The organism is Lysinibacillus louembei (assembly GCF_033880585.1).
Lineage (GTDB): Bacteria > Bacillota > Bacilli > Bacillales_A > Planococcaceae > Metasolibacillus > Metasolibacillus louembei.
The window spans coordinates 3,921,457-3,942,582 of the sequence record NZ_CP137624.1 but is presented as its reverse complement, the minus strand read 5'-3'; the positions used below and the strand labels follow the sequence as shown (position 1 = coordinate 3,942,582).

Here is a 21,126-nt window from a genome sequence, read left to right as displayed (position 1 = left end):
ATGGCGATGCTAACAGTCAATCATATTTCTCATACGTATTTTTCACAAGAGGTAGCGACAGAGGCATTGCGCGATATTCATTTTTCTGTTGCGCATGGTGAGTTTGTTTCAATTTTAGGGGCGAGTGGCTGTGGAAAATCGACATTGCTTTCAATTATGGCAGGTTTGCTAGAGCCAACAGTAGGCGATATTGTAGTTGAGGGAAATAGTCAAAGTATGTCGATTGGCTATATGCTACAGCAAGATTACTTATTTCCGTGGAAAACAATTGAGGAAAATGTCATGCTTGGTTTAAAACTGCTCAAACATGAGGAAGCACAGGCAAAACAAACAGCACAGCAATTGCTCGATGCTGTTGGCTTACCTAACGTTGAAAAAAAATATCCAAGACAGTTATCCGGCGGGATGCGGCAACGCGTTGCATTAGCAAGGACATTAGCGGTGAATCCTAAAATATTATTATTAGATGAGCCGTTTTCAGCGTTGGATTATAAATCAAAATTAAAGCTTGAGGATTTAGTATGCGCCATGCTGAAAAGCTATGAAAAAACGGCAATTCTAGTGACGCATGATATTGGTGAAGCGATCGCTATGAGCGACCGTATTATTTTGATGAGTGCAAAGCCTGGCACGATTCATAAAATATTTGATGTGCCGCAACAATTAGCCGCTTTGACACCATTTGAAGCGCGTACACATGCGAGTTATGGTGCATTTTTCCAAAGCGTTTGGAAGGAGCTTGAAAGCCTTGAACATTCAACTTCTTCATGAACAGTATAAAAGAGCATTGAAAAAAGAAAAATATATTGTTCGACTTATTCAAGTAATCATTCTTCTCAGCTTTCTCGGTTTATGGGAGTTTGCCTCGTCCAATCGTTGGGTCGATCCACTTATTTTTAGTGCACCATCAAAAGTATGGCATCTATTTATTGAAAAGTGGTCAGATGGCACGCTAATGCTACATGTCAATATTACACTATTTGAAACGGTATTGGGCTTTATTATTGGCACATTGCTTGGCACAATTATTGCGGCAATTTTATGGTGGTCTCCTTTTTTCTCGAAAGTGGCAGACCCTTATCTTGTCGTTTTAAATGCGATGCCTAAAGTGGCGCTTGGCCCTATATTAATTGTGGCGATGGGACCTGGTATGACATCGATTATTACAATGGGCGCTATTATTTCCGTTATCATTTCCACCATTGTTATATATACAGCTTTTACCGAAGTAGATACAAATTATGTAAAGGTGCTACAAACCTTTAATGCTAACCGTGCACAAATTTTTAAAGAGGCCATTTTACCAGCATCATTTCCTACTATTATCTCGACATTAAAGGTCAATGTTGGGCTATCTTGGGTTGGGGTAATCGTTGGGGAATTTCTTGTGTCGGCAAAAGGGCTAGGCTATTTAATTATTTATGGCTTCCAAGTGTTTAATTTCAATCTTGTATTTTTAGCATTGATGATTATTGCTGTATTTGCCACAATCATGTATCAGCTTGTGGAATTTGTAGAGCGCAAATTAGTGAAAAAAAGTAGATAGAGATTATTAAGCTTAGCTGATTGCTACATTCACTTTGGATGGGGTAATCAGTATTTTTGTGGATTAAATCACACTTGAAATGAGAGAGTTACAGGTATATTCGAAGACTCGCAAATAAAACAGGGAAGTCGCAAATAAAACAGAGAAGTCGCAAATAAAACAGAGAAGTCGCAAATAAAACAGAGAAGTCGCAAATAAATCAAAGAAGCCACAAATAAAAGTGAAGTATCAAAACCTAAACTGATGCGATATGACTGCTGCCAGAAAAGCAAATTCCCCTTTTTGGCAGCATCATTTGTTTTTTAAAATTCCTCATCAAACTTTGAAGAGGTGCGGAAAAAACGAAACTTGCCTGTAGCGAGCCTTCTTTTAGTATTATCAGCAATGCGTGTAGAACATGAATTGCACATATACGTATGGATTGGTCGATTGCGCAGCTTTTTTGCAAGGGGTAAATCATCCTCAAGCTGCTGGATTGTATCACAAATGACACATTTAACACGCATAATTAAATTTCCTCCTATTGAACACGAATCGCTTCTACATGTGTTATTGGGTTATCAATGTTTGAGCCATCAGCCAATAATATATGCACTGGTCCATCTTCAGTTAACGGCTTGCCATCTTGACTATATTTAAAAATTAACGTTTTTGCTTCTTCAATTGAAAAAGTATGCTCTTCTCCATTACGGCATTCAAAAACAACCTCTGTTGCGTCTTCTTTAATGCCAGCGTTGTTTAAGAAAGGTTTAATTTCAATGCCGAATGTTCCTGTTACCATCCCTTTACGGTCGAATTTTCTTTCCGTTTTTAAAGTAGGGGGGAAGACAGCTCCTTCCATAATTTCACGTGACCAGTGTGCACCAACCTCACGCAAATATTTTTCATCCTCTTCCTGTACCGGCTTTTCATCGAAGTATGTTTTTAAATCAAGTTTACGGTCATCAAAAATCCAAACAGTTGGATCAAGTGTTAAGTTATATGTAACAGCGCCTTTAATCGGAATTATTCCTTGCATTTTACGAAATCCTCCTTCTTCCTTACATCAAACTATAGTATACCGTTTTTCTAGCTTAATAATCAATTCATGGTAATTAATTTCTATTATCAATTATGTCTCACTGACATTGTGTCCATACCTCATAGCAGAAGTTGTGACATCTGCTAGAGGCTTGATGGGGATGCCCTCTGATTAAAATGGCATTTAGTATTTATCCTGCTATTCATCGCAAAAAGATTTGTTGAGTCAAGTTAAAAAAGTTACTTGCTATTAGTGGCTGCCTCGGTTTATCATAGTGAAGTAGAGTAAAAGAGTAGATTCCTTATATAGATACTTGCATTTTTACTCACTAAAAGATAAAATTTAGTAATATACAATCCAAGAAATATCAAATAATGGGGGCGTCCTCATGGATACTACATCACAATCTTCTTTTCAGGAAAAGGCATTAACACAATTGCAGGCGGATGCAGAGAAAATTGCCCGCTTAATTAAAGTGCAAATGGATAATTTGACAATGCCACAATGTCCTTTATACGAAGAAGTATTAGATACACAAATGTTTGGCTTATCACGCGAAATCGATTTTGCTGTGAAGCTTGGCTTAATTGAGCGTGAGCAAGGAAAGGGGATTCTTGATTCATTAGAAAAAGAATTATCCCTTTTACATGATGCGTATACAGAAAAATAAAAAAACTCAAACGCTTTACGCGCTTTGAGTTTTTTTTCTAAAATGAGGTTTTTTGAAATGAAAAAATATTTTGCTACTTATTTCCGCAATTTTGACTACCCATTATTTATTACATATATTTTACTATGTCTTTTTGGGCTTGTAATGATTTATAGCTCTAGTATGATGGTAGCTATTACGGAACAGAAGCCACCAGATGCTTATTATGCAAAGCAATTAACCAATTTAAAAGTTGCGGCATTAGCCTTTATAGTAGGTGCCTTTTTCCCGTATAAACACTATAGTAATAAAACAATTCTATTCATGTTAATGTGTGTAATGGCAGTCCTTTTAGCTTGGGTAAATATCAATGGGATGTCGGCAGGAGGCTCTAAAAGTTGGATTTCCTTATTTGGCATCATGAACTTCCAGCCTTCCGAATATGCTAAACTATTTGTCATTTTATACTTTGCAGGCTCACTTTATAAAAAGGGCTTGCGTGAAAGCTCCATTCAAAATGTACAGCCTAATGATATTATTTATCCAATTTCTATATGGCTGCTTATTTTATTTAGCGTTGGGATGGAAACAGACTTAGGAGCTGTTTTAATCATTGGTGTCATCGCGATGTCTATTTTAGCGTTTAGCGGTATTAAAGGTAGAACGCTAGGGAAATTTGTGGCGGTACTAGGTATTTTCGGTACGATTATTATAGCTGCTGTATTTTTAATCAAAGGCGATATTCTTACTGAAAGTCGTATGGGCCGCTTTTTAGTTTTAAAAAATCCGTTTGAATATGCTGATGGCTCGGGTTATCAAATTGTGAATGGCTATTTGGCAATTGGAGCAGGAGGGCTTGAAGGTCGGGGGCTAGGGCAATCGATTCAAAAGCTTGGCTATTTACCTCACCCTGAAACCGATTTTATTATGGCAATTATTGCAGAAGAGCTTGGGGTGCTTGGGGTAGCAATTGTGATTGGAGGACTTGCCTTTATTGTATTACGAGGTTTATATATTGCTATGACGACAAAAGATCCATTAGCGCGTATGATTGCTGGTGGAATTGCTGTATGGATTGGCTTCCAGGCGTTTTTAAATTTGGCAGGTTTAGCTGGGATTTTCCCTTTAACAGGTGTTACGTTGCCATTTATTAGTTATGGTGGTACGTCAATACTTTTATTATCGTTAGCTATGGGAATATTAATCAATATTTCCATGTACTATAAATTTGATAAGCGTAAGCAATCATAGGAGGGATTTTGGGGAATGAAGAAAATCAACAAAATTTTAGTAGCAAACAGAGGAGAAATCGCAATTCGAATTTTTCGAGCATGTAACGAGCTTAATATTAAAACCGTTGCGATTTATTCACGCGAGGATAGCGGCGCTTATCATCGCTACAAAGCAGACGAAGCTTACTTAGTAGGGATTGGCAAAAAGCCAATCGATGCCTATTTAGATATAGAAAGCATCATTTCGATTGCCAAAGATGCGAAAGTTGATGCCATTCATCCAGGCTATGGCTTTTTATCAGAAAATGTCGACTTTGCTAGACGCTGTGAGGAGGAAGGCATTCAATTTATCGGACCAACGTCAGCTCATTTAGATATGTTTGGTGATAAAGTAAAAGCACGTGAGCAAGCAATTAAAGCAGATATTCCGGTAATTCCAGGTACGGATGGTCCTGTAGCAGATTTAGCAGAAGTAGAGGCATTCGGTGAAAAGCATGGTTATCCAATTATGATTAAAGCAGCATTAGGCGGCGGTGGCCGAGGAATGCGTATGGTGCAAGCTAAAGAGGAGCTTGTCTCAGCTTACGAGCGAGCTAAATCAGAAGCGAAAGCAGCCTTTGGCTCTGATGAAGTGTATGTTGAAAAATGCATCGTCAAGCCAAAGCATATTGAAGTGCAAATTTTAGGGGATACAACAGGTGAGATTATTCATTTATATGAGCGTGATTGCTCAATTCAACGTCGTCATCAAAAGGTAGTAGAAATTGCACCATCGAACTCTATTTCTGCTGATTTACGTCAACGTATTTGCGATGCGGCAGTAAAGCTAATGCGCAATGTAGGCTATATTAATGCAGGTACTGTGGAGTTTTTAGTAGCAGGCGATGATTTTTACTTCATCGAGGTGAATCCACGAATTCAAGTGGAGCATACAATTACAGAAATGATTACAGGAATCGATATCGTCCATGCGCAAATTAAAGTAGCTGAAGGGCATGCATTACATTCTGAAGCGATTGGCATTCCAGCACAAAATGATATTCCGCTATTTGGTTATGCAATTCAATCTCGTGTAACGACAGAGGATCCAACGAATGATTTTATGCCAGATACAGGCAAGCTGATGGTGTATCGTTCAAGCGGTGGCTTCGGTGTGCGTTTAGATGCAGGGAACGGCTTCCAAGGAGCAGTTGTGACACCTTATTACGATTCACTTCTTGTGAAAATTTCAACATGGGGAATGACTTTTGCCCAAGCTGCGTCTAAAATGGACAGAAATTTGCGAGAATTCCGAATTCGAGGTGTGAAAACAAATATTCCATTTTTGGAAAACGTCGTTGTGCATGAGAAGTTTTTAAACGGGCAATTTGATACGAGCTTCATTGATTCAACACCAGAGCTGTTCCGATTCCCAGAAAGAAAAGACCGTGGAACAAAGCTATTAAGCTATATTGGTAATGTGACGCTGAATGGCTTCCCAGGAGTAGAAAAGCGAACAAAGCCAATTTTTGTACAGCCAAATAAACCTAAAATCGATTTATTAACAGCACCACTTGCTGGTACGAAGCAAATTTTAGATGAGCGTGGTGCGGCTGGTTTAGTTGATTGGATTAAAGAACAGGAAGATGTGCTGTTAACAGATACAACATTTAGGGATGCACATCAATCATTGCTTGCTACACGTATGCGTTCGCAGGATATGTTCCAAATTGCAGACCATACGGCACGCATGATGCATAATTTCTTCTCACTGGAAATGTGGGGGGGTGCAACATTCGATGTTGCTTACCGTTTCTTAAAGGAAGATCCATGGGCTCGTTTAGAAAAATTGCGTCAGCAAATGCCAAATGTACTATTCCAAATGCTATTGCGTGGAGCAAATGCGGTTGGCTATACGAACTATCCAGACAATTTAATTCGTGAATTCATTCAAGAATCAGCGACATCAGGTATTGATGTATTCCGCATTTTCGATAGCTTGAACTGGATTAAAGGAATGGAAGTTGCAATCGATGAAGTACGCAATACAGGGAAAATCGCTGAGGCAGCAATTTGTTATACAGGCGATATTTTAGATGATAGTCGTGCCAAATACACGGTGCAGTATTATAAAGATATGGCACGTGAGCTAGAGGCAGCAGGTGCACATATTTTAGCGATTAAAGATATGGCAGGCTTATTAAAGCCAGAAGCGGCGTATCGCCTAATTTCAGAATTGAAAGAGGCGACAAGCTTACCAATTCACTTGCATTCACATGATACGAGCGGCAATGGTATTTTCCTATATGCGAAGGCAATTGAAGCAGGAGTAGATATAGTTGATACTGCTTTAGGCTCAATGGCAGGCTTAACATCTCAGCCAAGCGCAAACTCTCTATACTATGCAACAAAGGGCGGTAGCCGCGAAGTACGTGCTGATATTGAAGCATTGGAGCAATTAAACTATTATTGGGAAGATGTACGTAAATACTACAAAGATTTTGAGAGCGGTATGAATAGTCCACACTCAGAAATTTATGTGCATGAAATGCCTGGTGGACAATATAGTAATCTACAGCAACAAGCAAAGGCGGTTGGACTTGGCGATCGTTGGGATGAAGTAAAGAAAATGTACTCACGTGTTAACTTTATGTTTGGAGATATTGTTAAAGTAACACCATCTTCAAAGGTTGTTGGGGATATGGCGTTGTTCATGGTACAAAATGATTTAACAGAGGATAATATTTTAGAGCGTGGGCAAAGTATCGACTTCCCAGACTCTGTTATTGAGTTTTTCCAAGGTTATTTAGGGCAACCACATGGTGGCTTCCCGCAAGATTTACAGCGTGTAGTATTGAAGGAGCGAGAGGCGATAACAGTTCGTCCAGGCGAGCTGTTAGCACCAGTTGATTTTGAGCAATTAGAAGCTGAGCTTGCAGGGAAAATCGGGCGCGCTGTAACGAAAAAGGATGTGCTTGCATATGCATTATATCCGAAAGTATTTGAGGAATATGCGAATGTTTATGCACAATTTGGTGATACATCTGTTTTAGATACACCGACATTCCTATACGGCTTAAAGCTTGGGGAAGAAATCGAAGTAGAGATTGAAAAAGGGAAAACATTAATCGTTAAGCTCGTATCGATTGGAGAGCCACAGCATGATGGTACACGTACAATTTACTTTGAGCTAAATGGTCAATCACGTGAACTTGTTATTCAAGATTTAACGGTTGAGGCGGATGGCAATGCTGCAATGAAGGCAGATCCATCTAATCCAAACCAAATTGCAGCAACAATGCCTGGTACAGTGTTAAAAGTTGTTGTATCAAAAGGTAGTCCTGTGAAGCGAGGCGACCACCTCTTAATTACAGAGGCAATGAAAATGGAGACGACAGTTCAAGCACCGAAAGATGGCATTGTCAAAGAAATTTACACAGCAGCAGGCGATGCGATTTCAACAGGCGATTTATTAGTCGAGCTAGAATAAAATAAGGCTGATGAGCAATGTGGGCTAGTTCCTACATTGCTCATCAGCTATTTGCATTTTATTGAAGTATTTCTCATTTGAAGAAATAAAAAAGCGAAACCGCATTGGTTTCACTTTTTTATTATTGTCTCTGATTCAAATTGCTACGAGAAACGAGTAGAATCATATAACAAAATAGACCGAACAAGATAGAAATAAATAAAGAGTGCAATAATGCAACAAATAAATTCAATCTTGTAATAACAACAAGCATTCCTGCTAATGCTTGTACAATGACAAGACCGAAAGCGAGAATCCAGCCCCAATAAAGGACTGCTTGATTTTTGTAATGCTTGACAACATGCCATGTAATATAGGCAATCCAAATAACGATAAGTAATACTGCGAAGCGATGCCCCATCTGTACCCACTCATACATATTGCGAGGGAGCTCAGCTGGAGAGCTATTTCGGCAAAATGGCCAGTCAGGACAGACAAGACTAGAGTCCGTATGACGTACTAATGCACCTGTGTATACGACAATGTAAGAATAAAGTGTCACACCAATGATATTCCATTTCAATGTTTTACCAATATACACTTTATCTGCGTCGAATTTGCGATCGACTTCAAATACAATGAGTGCTAACAGCAATACGGCGGCGAAGGAGATTAATGATATGCCGAAATGCAGTGCTAAAATGAAATCACCTTGTCCCCACAATACTTGTGCGGCACCGATTAATGCTTGAGCGACTAAAAAGAAAATAGCTAAAAAGCCTAAAAACTTTACTTCACGAATATGGCCAAGCGTGCGCCAAGTCCATGCGACTAAAAGAACTATAAGAATGGATACTGAGCCAGTTACAGCACGATGTGAGAATTCAATTAATACTTCTGTTGTAATTTCCTTTGGAATGAGCGAACCGTTACAATCAGGCCAATTTCGTCCACAGCCTAAACCACTATCAGTTTTTGTCACAAGCGCGCCGCCTAGAAGGATTAATAACATCCCAATTGTTGCTGCTACTGCAAGCCATTTTAAATATTTACTATGCTGCAATGATATGCCACCTACTTTGTCTATCAACATCGCTTAAAAAAAAAGCGTCTCTAGTTTTAGATGATAGCGAATTATAACGTAAAAGACAACTTCATTCATAAAATGACATTTCAATGTAGAAAGCTTTTCACAAATTGTTCATAAATTCGTGCCGTTACATTCACAAAAGTGATTGTAAAATAGCTTACTATAGAATATGGTATTTCTATATTCAGAACAGTATATGGACTTTTTCTGTATTCTTCACTGAAATTTCACCAAACGTCTAGAAATTGAAGACAAATTTCGCTATAGTTATGTTAGCGGAATATGCTTACAAAAATGAAAGGCAGTTTCATTTACAATTTAGATAACGCTTTAGCAATGGAAAAAAGGTAGCGCTTAGACGATTTCTATCGTACAAAAATCTTCTCGCATTTATTAGACAGATTGTTATCGTTTAATCTAACTTTTTTATTTAATTTTTCCTTGCAGAGGTTATTGAAGGAAATTTAGAAAAACTTTATTTTTCATAATTGAAGCTGATTTGTAAAAGCTGTTTAGTAATGCTGTAAGCGAGATTTTGTAATTTTAGCATCTATCGTGCTAGCATGTGAAGAAATACGAGGATTGTTCAGTGTGCAATTAGAAAATAATATTCGTTCTACTAAATAACATTATACTAGTTGCCCATTTAGGATAAGCTAGTATGGGGCAATCAATGTTATTAAAGTGGCGAAGGCAGCTTGAAGTTAGTACAAGAGCTGTAATTACACTGAGCGTTAGGTAAAGGTTCTTTCTGTAACAATAATTCATATAGAGAACCATAGTCCGAGTCACACATGGAAATACAAAAAAGAAAGAGGGGTTTAATTAAGCTATGATGAAAGGGCTTAAAAAATGGCGTCTATTTTCACTTTTAGCAGTAATGACAGTGTTCCTTGCAGCTTGTGGTGAAGAACATCTTTCCACTCTAAGACCATCTGGTGCTGTCGGGAAAGAACAATTGAATCTTTTACTGCTGACAACAATCATCATGACAGTAGTAACGATTATTGTTTCAGTAATTTACTTACTTGCATTCGTTAAATTCCGTCGCTCAAGAGTCGGAGAAAACGTAATTCCGAAGCAAGTTGAAGGAAGTCACACGCTAGAAGTAATTTGGACAGTTATTCCAATTATTTTATTAATTATCATTTCTGTTCCAGTGTTAATATCTACTTATAAATTTGCAGATGTTGCTGCAATGGAAGAGGTAGATGAAAATGGAGAAAAAACAGCTTTAACAGTTAATGTAACAGCAAAATTATATTGGTGGGAGTTTGAATATCCAAACCAAGGAATTGTTACTGCTCAAGAATTAGTAGTGCCAACGGATGAAAAAGTATACTTCAACTTAATAGCAGCAGACGTTAAGCACTCATTCTGGATTCCTGCTGTTGGTGGGAAAATGGATACAAACGTAGATAACTTAAACAAATTCTACTTAGAGTTTGATAAAACATCAGAAGGCTTAAAAGAAGGCGTATTCTTCGGTAAGTGTGCGGAGCTTTGCGGACCATCACATGCCTTAATGGACTTTAAAGTAAAAGCTTTAGATCGACCAGCATTTGATGCTTGGGTAGCAGCAATGAAAGCTACTGAAGGTCAAACAGCATCAGCTGATTCTACGGATTTAGGTGAAGCAACATTTGCAAACAGCTGCTTAGGCTGTCACGCAATTTCTGGTGTTGGTGTATCTGGCGGTATGGGACCAAATTTAACGACATTTGGAGATCGTAACCGTGTAGCTGGTTTCTTAGAGCATACAACAGAAAAAACAGCTGCTTGGATTAATGATCCAGAATACTACAAGCCAGGTAACTTAATGACTGGTAAATATAATGTTTCAGAAGAAGAGGCTCAAGCGATTGCTGAGTACTTAATGACATTATCTGTAGAAAAATAATAATTACAAGAGATAGAAACTTTGAAGGAGGTTAAAGTTGTGAGCTCTGTTGCACAAAAAAAAGGATTTGGCGCACAAGTATGGGACTATTTAACGACTGTCGACCATAAAAAAATCGCCATTTTGTATTTAGCAGCCGGTACGCTATTCTTTGCTATTGCCGGACTTGAAGCATTGTTTATGCGATTTCAACTATTGTTCCCAGAGAATACTTTCGTATCAGCGGGAATGTTTAACCAATTGTTAACAATGCACGGTACAACGATGCTATTTTTAGCTGCTACACCATTACTGTTTGCATTTATGAATGCCATTGTACCATTACAAATTGGGGCACGTGACGTTGCGTTCCCATTCTTAAATGCACTAGGTTTCTGGTTATTCTTCCTAGGAGCAGTTTTCCTTCACCTATCATTCTTCTTAGGTGGAGCACCTGATGCAGGTTGGACTTCATATGCATCATTATCTTTATATTCTCCAGGACATGGTATTGACTTTTATGTTCTTGGTTTACAAATTTCTGGTGCTGGTACGCTAATTTCTGGTATCAACTTTATCGTAACAATTATTACGATGCGTGCACCTGGTATGACATTTATGCGTATGCCACTATTTACGTGGACATCATTAGTGTCAAGTACGTTAATTTTATTCGCATTCCCTCCACTTACTGTAGGTTTATTCTTAATGTTAGTGGACCGTATGTTTGGCGCTAACTTCTTCGAACATACAATGGGTGGTAACACAATTATTTGGGAGCATTTATTCTGGATCTTTGGTCACCCTGAAGTTTACATTTTAGTATTACCAGCGTTCGGTTTATTCTCTGAAATTATTCCAGTATTCGCTCGTAAACGCTTATTCGGATACTCTTCAATGGTATTCGCTACAATTTTAATCGGATTCTTAGGATTCATGGTATGGGCTCACCATATGTTCACAACAGGTCTTGGTGCAACAGCGAACGCTATTTTTGCAGTAGCAACAATGACAATTGCTGTACCTACTGGTATGAAAGTGTTCAACTGGATTTTAACAATCTGGGGTGGCTCCATTAAAGTTACTGTACCAATGCTTTATGCACTTGGCTTTATCCCGTCATTCGTAGCGGGTGGGGTAACAGGGGTTATGCAGGCTGCTGCACCACTTGATTACCAATTACACGATTCTTACTTTATCGTAGCGCATTTCCACTACGTAATCGTAGGTGGTATCGTTACAGCATTATTCGGGGCAGCGCATTTCTACTGGCCGATTATGTTCAACCGCGCTTTAAATGAAAAGCTAGGTGTATTAACTTTCTGGATCTTCTTTATCGGGTTCCATTTAACATTCTTCTTACAGCATTTCTTAGGCTTAATGGGTATGCCACGTCGCGTATTCACATATATGCCAGACCAAGGTTGGGATTTATTCAACATGATTTCAACAATCGGTGCTGCAATGATGGGTGTAGGTGTAATTTTATTAGTACTTAATGTATTATTATCAATTAAATCTGAACCTCTTAATCGTCGCGATTACTGGGGTGATGGACGTTCACTTGAGTGGGCACTTGAAACACCACTACCATTCTATAACTTTAAGCAAACGCCACTTGTACGTGGATATGATCCATATTGGATTGAGAAGCAAGAAGGAAATAAAGAGGGTATGGTTTATGCTGAGCCACTAGGCGATATTCATATGCCGAACAACTCAATTTTACCGTTAATTATGTCAATCGGTACATTTATCGCTGCATTTGGTGCATTATATAGTCCATGGGGCAAACAAGCACTTGCAGGTACAGCAGAAAGTGTATCACCAGCATTATCTGTTGGTTTAATTGTTGTAGGTTTAGGTATTACAGTTGGTTCAATGATTACTCGTTCATTGAAAGACGACTTAGGCTATCATGTACATGTAGCTGAAGTTGAAGCAATCGAGAAGGATTTAGCACAATTCCGTGCAGCAGGTAAAAAAGGAGGGAACAACTAATGGATTTAAATACTAAATTCACTCCTCAAAATTGGCCTGAGCATGCTGAACAAGCAACAATGGAAGGGAAAAATAAGTTTGTTGGCTTCTGGATTTTCCTTGCCTGTGAGGTTGTTCTGTTCGCAAGTCTTTTTGCAACATACTTAGCGTTAAAGGATTCAGGTCCTGCTAGTATGGATTTAACAAAATATTCAGCGAAGGCACTTTATGAGTTACCTTTAGCATTTGCAATGACGATGTTGCTTTTAACATCATCTTTAACATCAGTGTACGCAATGTACCATATGAAAAACTTTAACTTTAAAGGTGTTCAAACATGGATGGGGATTACAGTAATTTTAGGTATCGGTTTCTTATGCCTTGAAATTTACGAGTTCTATCACTATGTACACATCGGCTTTGGTTACACACATTCAGCGTATTCTTCAGCATTCTTTACATTAGTAGGAACGCACGGATTACACGTTATTATCGGTTTAGTATGGATTTCTAGTTTAATCTTCCGTAATATGAAGCGTGGATTAAATTTATACAACGCACCAAAGTACTTTATTGCATCGCTTTATTGGCACTTTATTGACGTTGTATGGGTATTCATCTTTACTGTAGTTTACTTGATGGGAGTGTTAGGATAATATGGCACACGATACACATTTCGAAGCTCGTTCTCAAGTCCAACAAGAGTATTATCGTAAAGCAAATGCAGCAAAAATGCGCACACAAGTAACGCAATTTGCGATTATGATTTTATTAACTTTCGTAGCATTTGCATCAGCAGTAGCAGATTTTGCACCAAACTTTGTTAAGCCATTTGTATTATTGCTTGCTGGTGTTCAAGTAGTACAGCAATTATATGCATTCATGCATATGGATGATAAAAATGGTCACCACATCGGAGTAATTTCATTCTTCATGTGGGGAGGCGCTTTTATCGCCTTCACATTCTTCTTATGCTTCTTAACAATTATTTGGTGGTAATTGTTGCTTCAAAAAAGGTACTTGGCAAGTTAACTTGCCAAGTACCTTTTTCATTACTGTAAAAATGAAAAAGAAGCAGTTTGAAAAAAGATAACTTCCTTTCAAACTGCTTCTTAAAAATTTTATTTCAGTTTACGCAATCTTTCCATTGCTTCTATCACATTTTTTCTTTCTCCAAAAGCTGAAAGTCTGAAAAATCCTTCGCCATTTGAGCCGAACCCTGAGCCAGGTGTGCCAACAACTTGAGCATTTTCTAAAAGGTAATCAAAGTAATCCCATGATGTCATATCGTTCGGACATTTCAGCCAAATATACGGCGAGTTTTCACCGCCTACATGCCAAATGTTAAGCTCCTTCAGTGTTCCTGAAATAAGCTTGGCGTTTTCCATATAATATGCGATGTTTTCTTTAATTTGTTGCAGGCCATCATTTGAAAAAACAGCTTCTGCGCCCTTTTGTACAATATATGGAACGCCGTTAAATTTCGTTGTTTGTCTTCTTAGCCATAGCTTATTAAGCGACGTATTATTACGAATAAGCGCATGTGGGACGATTGTATAGCCACAGCGTGTTCCTGTGAATCCAGCTGTTTTAGAAAGAGAGCAAAATTCAATTGCACATTTTTCTGCACCTTCGATTTGATAAATACTTGTAGGTAAGCTTTCATCTTGAATAAATGTTTCGTAGGCACTATCAAAAAGAATAACAGCATCATGCTTTAGTGCATAGGATACCCAGCTTTCAAGCTGCTCTTTATTATAAACTGCTCCTGTAGGGTTATTTGGTGAGCAAAGGTAAATAATATCTGCTTTTATATTTTCATCTGGAAGAGGAGAGAAGTTATTTTCTACAGTACCGTTTGCATAAATGATTTTTCGACCAGCCATCACGTTTGTGTCTACATAAACAGGATAGACAGGATCAGGAATAAGAACTGTGTTGTCTATATCGAAAATATCGAGAATGTTCCCAATATCACTTTTTGCACCATCACTTATAAAAACTTCTGTATCAGAGAGAGAAACTTTTTTTTCGGAGTAGTATTGGCAAATTGTTTGACGAAGAAATTCATAGCCTTGTTCTTCACCATAACCTTTAAAGGTACTTTTCTCGCCTTGTTCAGCGACGGCTTTTTGCATGGCCTCCACAACGGCTGGAACAAGAGGTAGCGTGACATCGCCTATACCTAGTCGAATCACTTCTTTGCTAGGGTTTTTTTCTTTATAGGCATTTACTTTTTTAGTGACGAGAGAAAAAAGGTAGCTGTCTTGAAGCTCTAAATAATGTTGATTAATATTCAATGGATTTTCCTCCTCAGGAATCGTTTAATTTATATATTTATTGTACCTTCGAATACTTTAGCACAGCCACCTGTCATCCAGACTGTATCATCCGTATATCGGATTGTGAGCATACCACCTAAAAGATGGACTTGAATATCGACATTTTTCTCACAATAGCCGTTTAAAACTGCCGCTACTGCCGAGGCACATGCACCAGTTCCACAGGCAAGTGTTTCACCACTGCCGCGCTCCCATACCCTCATTTTTAAAACATTGCGCTCTACGACCTCGATAAATTCAGTGTTTATACGGTCAGGGAAAAGAGGACTATTTTCAAATAAAGGTCCAAGCTTTGGTAGGTCTAAATCATCTATATGGTCCTTAAATACGACACAGTGAGGATTTCCCATCGATACACATGTAATCTCATAATTTTCTGTTCCAATTGTCACAGGCTCAGCGATAATGCCTTCTCCTGACAATAAAACAGGTATTTTTTCTGGAAGAAGCTCAGCTTTCCCCATATCAACCATTACATTTTCTACAGCTCCATTTTCTATGTAAAGGCTAAGTGTTTTAATACCTGAAAGCGTTTCGACTGTTAGTTCTTCTTTTGCTACAATGTTGTAATCATATAAGTATTTCGCAACACATCTTATCGCATTTCCACACATTTTTCCTTCACTGCCATCAATGTTAAACATTCGCATTTTTGCATCAGCTACATTGGAAGGAAGTATTAAAACAATGCCATCGCCCCCGATTCCAAAATGTCTATCGGACAGCTTAATAGCAAGGGCTTCAGGTGAGTTAATTTCAGCTTCGAAGCAATTGATATAAATATAATCATTTCCTAGACCTTGCATTTTTGTGAATTTTAATTCCATATATTCATCCTTTCTTGAATATGCTAAACATATTCTGTAGTTTTAATGTGTTAAATCATACAGTACATATGTTTTGTCTGTCAATATCAGAAATAATGCTAAATTTAGATAATTGTTATGCCGAGAAAGTGTTTTTTCTCACTCGATGATGTCTACTTATCAAAATTACTTTAATTGTCATAGTTCTTCTATTGATGTTAATGGTTATAGCGCTTTATAATAGAGATATTGAAGTTAAAGGAGCGCGGTATTATGCCATTGAGCATTTTTGGATTTCAAGCTTTATGGAGCCCTTATTTTATTGGGGTCATCATATTTTTAACTGTTGTCTATTTTTTAGTTACTGTGACATGGCGCAAAGATTTTAAAGTGAGCGAGCCTTTGAAGAGAAGTGAAGCGATTTACTTTATATTAGCCATGATTACTCTTTATATTATTAAAGGCTCACCAGTCGATTTGCTAGGTCATATTATGTTTACTGTTCATATGGTACAAATGGCATTTTTATTATTGCTAATCCCGATTTTTTTAATAAAGGGAATACCATGGTGGGTGTGGAATGTTGTGGTCCATGCACCTGTGATTCGAAAGATTTTTAAAATCTTTACACAGCCGCTTGTAGCTATATTTGTGTTTATTGCATTATTTTCGTTTTATCATATCCCATCAATTTTTGATACGATTAAGCTAGATGAAACGTTGCATGGCTTATACACATTTATTTTATTTGTCTCAGCTATTTTTATGTACTGGCCGTTATTAAACATGGTAGAGGGGCAGCATCAATTAAAGCCACTGTATAAAATTGCTTATATTATTGGGAATGCCGTATTAATTACACCAGCTTGTGCGTTAATTATCTTTGCATCAAACCCGATGTACGCAACGTATACAGATGCGGATGTATGGCTGAAAGCGATGGAGCTATGTGTACCTCAATCTACGTTATCTGGCTTAACATTATCAGGACCAGAGCTGTTTTCATCGATGAGCCCACTGAGCGACCAGCAAGTCGGTGGTGTGCTGATGAAAATTATTCAGGAAATTATTTTTGCTGTTATTTTAGCTAGAGTGTTCCGTATATGGTGGAACAGTGAAAGAAAAGACCCTGATGAAATTACAGCGAAAGCATTAAAAGAATTTCAAGAGCAAACAATTTATAAATAAGACAGAGAGTTGGAGAATGAAAAATGGGTGTACCGATTTTACCTACAATTAGTACAACGTTTATCGTAATTAGTGCAGTTTTAGTTGCGATTGGGTGGTATTTAATTTATAAGCGCAAAATAGAAGCACATAAAAAGGTGATGCTAGCAGCAGGTGTTGCGGCGTTAATCTTCTTTATTATTTATGCATCTCGTACAATTTTTGTTGGCAATACAGCTTTCGGCGGACCTGATGAAGTGAAAGGATACTATACGTTCTTTTTAATTTTCCATATTATTTTAGCTACAGTTGGAGCGGTATTTGGTATCGTTAGCATTTTATCTGGTTTAAAAACAAATTTAAAATTACACCGTCGAATTGGACCAATTACAAGCCTTATTTGGTTTTTCGTAGCGATTACAGGTGTAGCAGTGTACATGCTGTTATATGTAATTTACAAAGGTGGAGAAACAACTTCGGTTATTAAGGCGATTTTAGGATTTTAAAAAGGGGCTGTCCAGAAAGTGAACTTTCTGAACAGCTCCGCTTTTTTACATAATCAATTTTTGATTAAAATTGTGCTCCTGCGGTTGTCACAATAGAGCTTTTCTGCGACGAGTAATCGCAGGAGCAAATGTTTTTAACTGCGACGAGTAATCGCAGGAGCAAATTGTCACCATCCTCGTCGCAAAGGGGGCGTCCCAAAATGACTTTTCGGACGCCCTCTTTTTTATGTTATTGCTCATGATTGATGATTGGTAAAATGGTCGAATTTTTTACTTCTCTTAATGATAAATTTGTTTGGATTTTAGATATACCAAGTGTGTTTAGCTTTCTGATAAAGTAATCTAATTCTTTACGATCGCGAATGACCACCTTTAATAAATAATCGTGTTCCCCCGTTAAACAGTGACACTCCAATATTTCAGCCATTGTTGCTAAAGAGCCTTCGAGTTTTTCTAGTAGCTCAGATTGATGGATATTTGTGCTAATAAAAATATAGCAAAGTAAATCGAAGCCGAGCTTTTCTTGGTTTAGAATAGCTACTTGTCTTTCGATAAAGCCCTCGCTTTCTAGTCGTTTAATTCTAGCATGTGTAGCTGGTGACGATAAATTTACACGCCTTGCTAATTCCGCATTGCTAATATGTGATTCTTTTTGAAGTAAATCTAAAATTTCGAAATCAATCGCATCTAACACTTTACTTACATATGACTCCATCAAAAATCTCTCCTTAATAATCATTCAAATTTCAAGCTATTTCTAATATGTATTTTGAATTTTATTTTATTAATATTAGTCTTTACTTAATTTTATTTTGTTTTTATAGGCTTTAAAAGAATGTTATTTTGCTGTGTGAACGAATCTATTATACTAAATACAAATGTCATTGTGCAATGCTCTATGTTCAATGGGGAAAGGAGCTAAAGGGAATGCCGAGCCGTTATGTATTATTATTGCTTGTGACAAGTTTATTTTGGGGAGGAAATTTTGTTGTTAGTAAATCGCTTGTAGAACATGCTTCTCCGATGACGTTGACAAGCCTAAGATGGTTGATTGCGGTTGTTTGCCTGTTGCCAATCGTATGGTGGAAAGAAAAAAAGCTGTTGCCTCCACGCCAAGCATTGCTACCACTATTTTTAATGGGACTAACAGGGGTTGTTTTATTTAATATTTGTCAGTTTTTAGCGCTAGAGCATACAACTTCAACAAATGCAGGTTTAATTTCAACATTAAATACGATATCAATTGCTATTTTCTCCTTGATCTTTCTAAAAGAGAAGATTACTATTTGGCAAATAGGTGCAGTGCTACTTTCGCTATTTGGGGTTATTTTAGTCTTGACGCAAGGAAAGCTAGGGATGCTTCTATCAGTTGGCTTTAACATAGGAGATGTATGGATGATTGTGGCGGTTTGCATATGGGGTATTTATTCTATTTGTAGTAAGTGGGCAATGCAAATTGTTTCTCCGTTACTATGTACGTTATATGCAGGAATTTTTGGACTTATTATTTTATTACCTTTTAATGTGGCAAGCTTTTCTGTTACGAATATCAATACTTCCTTTATTCAAGCGTTGCTTTATACAGGGATTATTTCAACGGTTGTTTGCATGCTGTTGTGGAATGTAGGGGTACAAAAATTAGGAGCAACAACAGCGGGAGTTTTTTTGAATTTCAATCCGATTTTTACTGCTATTTTGGCACTTCTTTTGTTAGGAGAGCAATTGACCTCAGTACAAGTGATGGGGGGACTTCTTGTTATAGGAGGGTGCTACTTATTTTCTCACTTTAAAACGGAAAAATGCGTAAGGCTGTAAAGAAAGATTAATCTTTCCTTACAGCCTCTCATTTTGATTAAATACCAAATTCAGTTAAATCCTTACGAACGTCTGCTAAGATTTTTTCGCAATCTTTTACTAAATGAGCAGGGAATACTTCGTCAGTGTATTCTACGCCATGTGGATAGTAGTATTTACCGATAACAGGTTTAAGTAATTTTAATGTTGCATCATGAGCGCCTACATCGCCTGAAATAGCAGTGCAGAATAAACGTAAATAATAGCGACCTTCACGTACATCGAAGCGACGGTCAAAAGTCATACGGTCATAATCCCAAGCACCATGACATTCTAATCCATGTTTTTCTAAAAGTCGTGTCAACACTTGTTGATCAACTACTACGTCTTCAAGGTTTGTGTTTTCAAAATACATTGTATAATCCTCCTCTAAAAAATCGTACATACTTATATATGCTCCATTTTATAATAGAGCAAATTTAGCTTTGTTGCAATGACAACATTGTGTCAAGCTTGCTTTAATTGCTATAATGTGAAGTAACAAATAGGTTTAAGGAGGTACAAATGGAATCCCTTTTCCGAATTTTAATTATTGTCGCCTTTATAGGTATTATATATTATTACGCAGGACCTAATGCCAAGCAGCATGATCCGCTAGAAGGACCGAATGTTGTCCAGCAGCCGATTTTAGAAGAAAAGGATATTGTCGATAGTGAGCAGACATTAACACGACCGATAGAGGGCCTATCAACGTATATTGGAAAGCAAAGCAAGGAAATCTTATCTACATACGGTCGACCTACACGCATTGATAAAACGCCTTTTCATTACAAGTGGTGGGTTTATCATAATCAAGATGGGTTGAAAATGTTTGGCATTGCGGACGATACTGTCGTGCAAGTTTATACGAATAGCCCCAATATGGATGTCGCTCCTTATGAAATTGGAGAAATGCTAGGAGATATTTATCGTATGACGATTATTGAATCGGAAGTGACAGCTCAAATTGACGATAATATTTATATGTTTGCGATGAATGATTACGATTTGCATAGTCGTATATTAGTGAAGTTTCAAGATATCTTTGCGCAGCTTTATATCGATACAGAAACAGAAAAATTAATAGGTGTCCGCTTTTTAGATAAGGAGACGCTCGTAACGCATAAACCTTATGAAATGCAATTTATTGGAGAAATTATTAATACGCCAACACCATCTTCTTATCATCAAAAATATATCCATCAAGCAAACGTAGACCAGCTTTTAGATTTAACAAATGTGTTTCGAGAGCAGTATGGTTTACAGTTGCTTGTAAGCGACCCAGTAATTCAGGAGTTAGCGATGAAAAATAGCGAGAATTTATTTTTACGAAACGCGACAACGCAAGAAACAGAGATTGAGGATATTTCCTTAAAGGATCGTCTTACTGCTCTAGATATTCAATTTAAATCAGCAAGTGAAATAACTGCTACGACCTATATCGATGTCATTGAGGCGATGCATGGCTGGCTTAATTCAAAAGAGCATCGCAAAGTATTGCTTGATGAAGGCTTTACACATATTGGTACAGGTGCATATATGGATTATTATACGCAAATATTAATCACAAAAAATAACCGAGATTTGTCTGGGCTACAGTAGCATTTATTACTTCTTTTCATACAGT

Annotated in this window: 20 protein-coding genes; 13 read left to right on the top strand and 7 right to left on the bottom strand. The window is 37.6% G+C overall.

Translation table 11 applies throughout. The annotated features are described in order from the left end of the window. Positions 1-771, top strand: a complete 771-nt coding sequence (locus R6U77_RS19715) for an ABC transporter ATP-binding protein (RefSeq protein ID WP_319836899.1) — start codon at positions 1-3, stop codon at positions 769-771. Beyond that, a complete protein-coding gene (locus R6U77_RS19710; protein WP_293922206.1) occupies positions 707-1,546 on the top strand; it encodes an ABC transporter permease in 840 nt (279 codons plus the stop codon). The genes R6U77_RS19715 and R6U77_RS19710 overlap by 65 nt, the downstream gene beginning before the upstream one ends. A gap of 302 nt (positions 1,547-1,848) precedes the next feature. On the opposite strand, the gene R6U77_RS19705 is transcribed toward R6U77_RS19710, so the two are convergent. Both R6U77_RS19705 and R6U77_RS19700 read right to left on the bottom strand, forming a co-directional pair. Further along, positions 1,849-2,052: a YlaI family protein gene (locus tag R6U77_RS19705; protein ID WP_293922182.1), complete on the bottom strand. Its 204-nt coding sequence runs from the start codon at positions 2,050-2,052 to the stop codon at positions 1,849-1,851. A gap of 14 nt (positions 2,053-2,066) precedes the next feature. After that, positions 2,067-2,564 carry a peptidyl-prolyl cis-trans isomerase gene (locus tag R6U77_RS19700; RefSeq protein ID WP_293922179.1) on the bottom strand — a complete coding sequence of 166 codons (498 nt, stop codon included), beginning with the start codon at positions 2,562-2,564 and terminating at the stop codon, positions 2,067-2,069. A gap of 391 nt (positions 2,565-2,955) precedes the next feature. Here R6U77_RS19700 and R6U77_RS19695 point away from each other — a divergent pair, with 391 nt between their 5' ends. From R6U77_RS19695 to pyc, 3 genes are read left to right on the top strand one after another with little or no spacing between them, the layout of a single operon-like run. After that, the gene (locus tag R6U77_RS19695; RefSeq protein WP_293922176.1) at positions 2,956-3,237 is read left to right on the top strand and encodes an Fpa/YlaN family protein; all 282 of its coding nucleotides are present in this window, start codon (positions 2,956-2,958) and stop codon (positions 3,235-3,237) included. Between the two features lie 57 nt (positions 3,238-3,294). Next, positions 3,295-4,467 (top strand): FtsW/RodA/SpoVE family cell cycle protein, encoded by a 1,173-nt coding sequence (locus tag R6U77_RS19690; protein WP_293922173.1) that lies wholly within the window; start codon positions 3,295-3,297, stop codon positions 4,465-4,467. A gap of 15 nt (positions 4,468-4,482) precedes the next feature. After that, positions 4,483-7,917 carry a pyruvate carboxylase gene (gene pyc, locus R6U77_RS19685; protein ID WP_319836898.1) on the top strand — a complete coding sequence of 1,145 codons (3,435 nt, stop codon included), beginning with the start codon at positions 4,483-4,485 and terminating at the stop codon, positions 7,915-7,917. A 121-nt stretch (positions 7,918-8,038) separates the two neighbouring features. Here pyc and R6U77_RS19680 read toward each other — a convergent pair whose 3' ends face one another. Beyond that, a complete protein-coding gene (locus tag R6U77_RS19680) occupies positions 8,039-8,959 on the bottom strand; it encodes a COX15/CtaA family protein (RefSeq protein ID WP_293922167.1) in 921 nt (306 codons plus the stop codon). 859 nt (positions 8,960-9,818) lie between these two features. Between R6U77_RS19680 and coxB the strand changes: the two genes are divergently transcribed. Genes coxB through R6U77_RS19660 form a run of 4 tightly spaced genes read left to right on the top strand, consistent with a single transcriptional unit; the run spans position 9,819 to position 13,844 of the window. After that, on the top strand, positions 9,819-10,886 hold the full coding sequence (coxB, locus tag R6U77_RS19675) for a cytochrome c oxidase subunit II (RefSeq protein WP_319836897.1): 1,068 nt from the start codon (positions 9,819-9,821) through the stop codon (positions 10,884-10,886). 39 nt (positions 10,887-10,925) lie between these two features. Then, positions 10,926-12,866, top strand: coding sequence for a cytochrome c oxidase subunit I (locus R6U77_RS19670; RefSeq protein WP_293922204.1), 1,941 nt, complete (start codon positions 10,926-10,928; stop codon positions 12,864-12,866). After that, positions 12,866-13,501 carry a cytochrome (ubi)quinol oxidase subunit III gene (locus R6U77_RS19665; RefSeq protein ID WP_293922161.1) on the top strand — a complete coding sequence of 212 codons (636 nt, stop codon included), beginning with the start codon at positions 12,866-12,868 and terminating at the stop codon, positions 13,499-13,501. Before R6U77_RS19670 ends, R6U77_RS19665 begins: the two co-directional genes overlap by 1 nt. Position 13,502: 1 nt before the next feature. Beyond that, a complete protein-coding gene (locus tag R6U77_RS19660; RefSeq protein ID WP_293922158.1) occupies positions 13,503-13,844 on the top strand; it encodes a cytochrome C oxidase subunit IV family protein in 342 nt (113 codons plus the stop codon). A 122-nt stretch (positions 13,845-13,966) separates the two neighbouring features. Here the strand turns inward: R6U77_RS19660 and R6U77_RS19655 are convergent, their stop codons facing one another. Continuing rightward, complete coding sequence (locus tag R6U77_RS19655) at positions 13,967-15,145, bottom strand: LL-diaminopimelate aminotransferase (protein ID WP_319836896.1); 1,179 nt, start codon at positions 15,143-15,145, stop codon at positions 13,967-13,969. A 29-nt stretch (positions 15,146-15,174) separates the two neighbouring features. Beyond that, a complete protein-coding gene (dapF, locus tag R6U77_RS19650; protein ID WP_319836895.1) occupies positions 15,175-16,014 on the bottom strand; it encodes a diaminopimelate epimerase in 840 nt (279 codons plus the stop codon). 252 nt (positions 16,015-16,266) lie between these two features. On the opposite strand from dapF, the gene ctaG reads away from it, so the two are divergent. Then, positions 16,267-17,181, top strand: a complete 915-nt coding sequence (gene ctaG / locus R6U77_RS19645) for a cytochrome c oxidase assembly factor CtaG (RefSeq protein WP_293922150.1) — start codon at positions 16,267-16,269, stop codon at positions 17,179-17,181. Between the two features lie 23 nt (positions 17,182-17,204). Beyond that, the gene (locus R6U77_RS19640) at positions 17,205-17,666 is read left to right on the top strand and encodes a DUF420 domain-containing protein (RefSeq protein WP_293922148.1); all 462 of its coding nucleotides are present in this window, start codon (positions 17,205-17,207) and stop codon (positions 17,664-17,666) included. Positions 17,667-17,895: 229 nt separating this feature from the next. Here the strand turns inward: R6U77_RS19640 and R6U77_RS19635 are convergent, their stop codons facing one another. Next, on the bottom strand, positions 17,896-18,381 hold the full coding sequence (locus R6U77_RS19635; RefSeq protein ID WP_293922145.1) for an Lrp/AsnC family transcriptional regulator: 486 nt from the start codon (positions 18,379-18,381) through the stop codon (positions 17,896-17,898). 212 nt (positions 18,382-18,593) lie between these two features. Here R6U77_RS19635 and R6U77_RS19630 point away from each other — a divergent pair, with 212 nt between their 5' ends. After that, entirely contained in the window at positions 18,594-19,481 is an 888-nt protein-coding gene (locus R6U77_RS19630; RefSeq protein WP_293922142.1) for a DMT family transporter, read from the top strand. 37 nt (positions 19,482-19,518) lie between these two features. On the opposite strand, the gene R6U77_RS19625 is transcribed toward R6U77_RS19630, so the two are convergent. After that, positions 19,519-19,875: a YugN family protein gene (locus R6U77_RS19625; protein ID WP_293922139.1), complete on the bottom strand. Its 357-nt coding sequence runs from the start codon at positions 19,873-19,875 to the stop codon at positions 19,519-19,521. A 149-nt stretch (positions 19,876-20,024) separates the two neighbouring features. Here R6U77_RS19625 and R6U77_RS19620 point away from each other — a divergent pair, with 149 nt between their 5' ends. Further along, positions 20,025-21,101, top strand: a complete 1,077-nt coding sequence (locus R6U77_RS19620) for a CAP domain-containing protein (protein WP_319836894.1) — start codon at positions 20,025-20,027, stop codon at positions 21,099-21,101. The last annotated feature ends 25 nt before the right edge of the window (positions 21,102-21,126 follow it).

Bases quoted from the DNA above. Each gene is read 5' to 3' on its own strand.
- R6U77_RS19715 (WP_319836899.1), top strand. From the start codon at position 1: ATGGCGATGCTAACAGTCAATCATATTTCTCATACGTATTTTTCACAA.
- R6U77_RS19710 (WP_293922206.1), top strand. From the start codon at position 707: ATGGTGCATTTTTCCAAAGCGTTTGGAAGGAGCTTGAAAGCCTTGAAC.
- R6U77_RS19705 (WP_293922182.1), bottom strand. From the start codon at position 2,052: ATGCGTGTTAAATGTGTCATTTGTGATACAATCCAGCAGCTTGAGGAT.
- R6U77_RS19700 (WP_293922179.1), bottom strand. From the start codon at position 2,564: ATGCAAGGAATAATTCCGATTAAAGGCGCTGTTACATATAACTTAACA.
- R6U77_RS19695 (WP_293922176.1), top strand. From the start codon at position 2,956: ATGGATACTACATCACAATCTTCTTTTCAGGAAAAGGCATTAACACAA.
- R6U77_RS19690 (WP_293922173.1), top strand. From the start codon at position 3,295: ATGAAAAAATATTTTGCTACTTATTTCCGCAATTTTGACTACCCATTA.
- pyc (WP_319836898.1), top strand. From the start codon at position 4,483: ATGAAGAAAATCAACAAAATTTTAGTAGCAAACAGAGGAGAAATCGCA.
- coxB (WP_319836897.1), top strand. From the start codon at position 9,819: ATGATGAAAGGGCTTAAAAAATGGCGTCTATTTTCACTTTTAGCAGTA.
- R6U77_RS19665 (WP_293922161.1), top strand. From the start codon at position 12,866: ATGGATTTAAATACTAAATTCACTCCTCAAAATTGGCCTGAGCATGCT.
- R6U77_RS19660 (WP_293922158.1), top strand. From the start codon at position 13,503: ATGGCACACGATACACATTTCGAAGCTCGTTCTCAAGTCCAACAAGAG.
- dapF (WP_319836895.1), bottom strand. From the start codon at position 16,014: ATGGAATTAAAATTCACAAAAATGCAAGGTCTAGGAAATGATTATATT.
- ctaG (WP_293922150.1), top strand. From the start codon at position 16,267: ATGCCATTGAGCATTTTTGGATTTCAAGCTTTATGGAGCCCTTATTTT.
- R6U77_RS19640 (WP_293922148.1), top strand. From the start codon at position 17,205: ATGGGTGTACCGATTTTACCTACAATTAGTACAACGTTTATCGTAATT.
- R6U77_RS19635 (WP_293922145.1), bottom strand. From the start codon at position 18,381: ATGGAGTCATATGTAAGTAAAGTGTTAGATGCGATTGATTTCGAAATT.
- R6U77_RS19630 (WP_293922142.1), top strand. From the start codon at position 18,594: ATGCCGAGCCGTTATGTATTATTATTGCTTGTGACAAGTTTATTTTGG.
- R6U77_RS19625 (WP_293922139.1), bottom strand. From the start codon at position 19,875: ATGTATTTTGAAAACACAAACCTTGAAGACGTAGTAGTTGATCAACAA.
- R6U77_RS19620 (WP_319836894.1), top strand. From the start codon at position 20,025: ATGGAATCCCTTTTCCGAATTTTAATTATTGTCGCCTTTATAGGTATT.